Source organism: Streptomyces sp. NPDC058964 (assembly GCF_042741275.1).
In the GTDB taxonomy this organism is placed as follows: Bacteria; Actinomycetota; Actinomycetes; order Streptomycetales; family Streptomycetaceae; genus Streptomyces.
Window position 1 is genome coordinate 2,137 of record NZ_JBHYKH010000684.1, and the last position, 1,768, is coordinate 3,904.

Genomic DNA, 1,768 nt, shown 5'->3' on the forward strand with positions numbered 1-1,768 from the left:
GGGCGCGTCGGAGTCTGTGCGGACCCGGGCCTTCACGGTCAGGTCCGCCGACGCGAGCGAGGGCACGTCCAGCCGGGTCACCACGTGCGCGTCCCGCAGCGCGACCGGGCCGCCCCGGCGGACCAGGACGTCACGGACGATGCCCATGTTCTCGTCGGGCGGCGGCTGGAGCCAGTCGATCCAGCCCATGGTCAGGTTCTTGTTGGGCACGTTCGGCCGGATCCGGAGGGCGACCGTGTTCGTGCCCGGCCGGACCAGTGAGGTGACGTCGAGTTCGTGGTGGGTGTAGGAGCCGGTGACGTCCGAGGCCTTCGCGACCTGGCGGCCGTTGACGTAGACGTCGGCCGCCGAGATCACCCCGCTGAAGTCGAGATAGGTGCGCTCGGAGGTGTCGTCGACCCTGAAGTCGGACCGGTACCACCACGGGACCTGGAAGTCGGCCTTGGGGATCTTCTGCTGGTTGGTGGAGTAGAACGGGTCGGCGTAGACACCGTCGGCGAGCAGCGCCGCCAGGACGGTGGAGCGGGGACCCGCCGGATACCAGCCGGTCGCCGGATAGCCGGGGGAGGAGACGGCCGACGCCGAGTCGCCCACCTCCGCCGTCGACTGGATCGCGTAGCCGGAGAGCGGTGTGCCGGTGCCGGCGGCGGACGGCACGCGGGTGACCGGGACGTGGCCGGGCGTCCGGGCCGGATCCCGGGTCCCGGCCCAGGCACTGGCGGACAGCGAACCGATCAGGCCCAGGACGACGGCGGCCGTGGCGAGACGGGCACGGGGGGCGGGGCGAGGGAACACGGGGGTCTCCAGGCTCGTAAAGTTAGGAAACTTTACTAACCTGCCTCAAGCTAGGGCGCCGTGAAGGCCGTGTCAATCACCGTGGCCCCCGCGGGAATTGCACCGTGGTCTCCGTGGTGACCGGGCCTCAGCCGGCCGACCTGCGCTCGAACACCATCTCGCGCGCCGTGCCCAGGGCCGTGGCCACCGCGCCGAGGAGGACCGCGTCCTCACCCAGTCGGCTCGGCGCGATCTTCGGGCGGAGCGGGGTGAGCGTGCGCAGATGCTCGCGGACCGGCCGCAGCAGCAGGTCCACGCTGTGGCCGACCCCGCCGCCCAGGACCACCAGATCCGGGTCGAGCACCGCCGCCGCGGCCGCCACGGTGTGCGCGATCCGCTCGCCCTCCAGGTGAACCGCCCGGACCGCGGCGTCGTTTCCCTGCCGGGCCGCGTCGAACACGGCCTTGGCGGTGAGCTGCCCGCTCATCCCGAACCGGCGCGCCGCCTCGACGACGGCCACCCCCGACACGGCGTCCTCCAGCCGCTCCGGCTTCTGCCGCCCCGGCCAGGGCAGGAACCCGATCTCTCCGGCGAGCCCGTGCGCCCCCGTGAACAGCCGCCCCTCGCTGACGACCCCCATGCCGAGCCCGGTGCCGATCAGGATGTAGGCGAACAGCCGGCTGCCCGCGCCGACCCCGTACGTGTACTCGCCCAGCGCGGCCAGGTTGGCGTCATTGTGCACCTCGAGCGGTACGCCCAGTTCCTCGCGCAGCCGGTCGAGCAGCCCGGCGCGGCCCCACCCCGGCAGATGCATCGCGTACCGCACCCGCCGCTGCTTCTCGTCGTACACACCGGGCGTGCCCACCACGCCGTGCACCACCTCGGCCGGGTCCACCCCCGAGTTGGCCACCGCCTGGCGGGCGGTGCCGACGACCAGGTCGGCCAGGGCCTCCGAGCCGCGGGCGGGGTTGCGCACGTCGGACCGGGCGACCAC

Annotated in this window: 2 protein-coding genes; both read right to left on the bottom strand. The window is 73.2% G+C overall.

Annotated features, from left to right (window positions below; all coding sequences use genetic code 11):
• A partial coding sequence (locus ACFW2E_RS42955) for a sugar-binding domain-containing protein (protein WP_384476452.1) occupies positions 1–795 on the bottom strand: 795 nt, incomplete at its 3' end.
• Between the two features lie 127 nt (positions 796–922).
• A partial coding sequence (locus ACFW2E_RS42960; RefSeq protein WP_384476455.1) for an ROK family protein occupies positions 923–1,768 on the bottom strand: 846 nt, incomplete at its 5' end.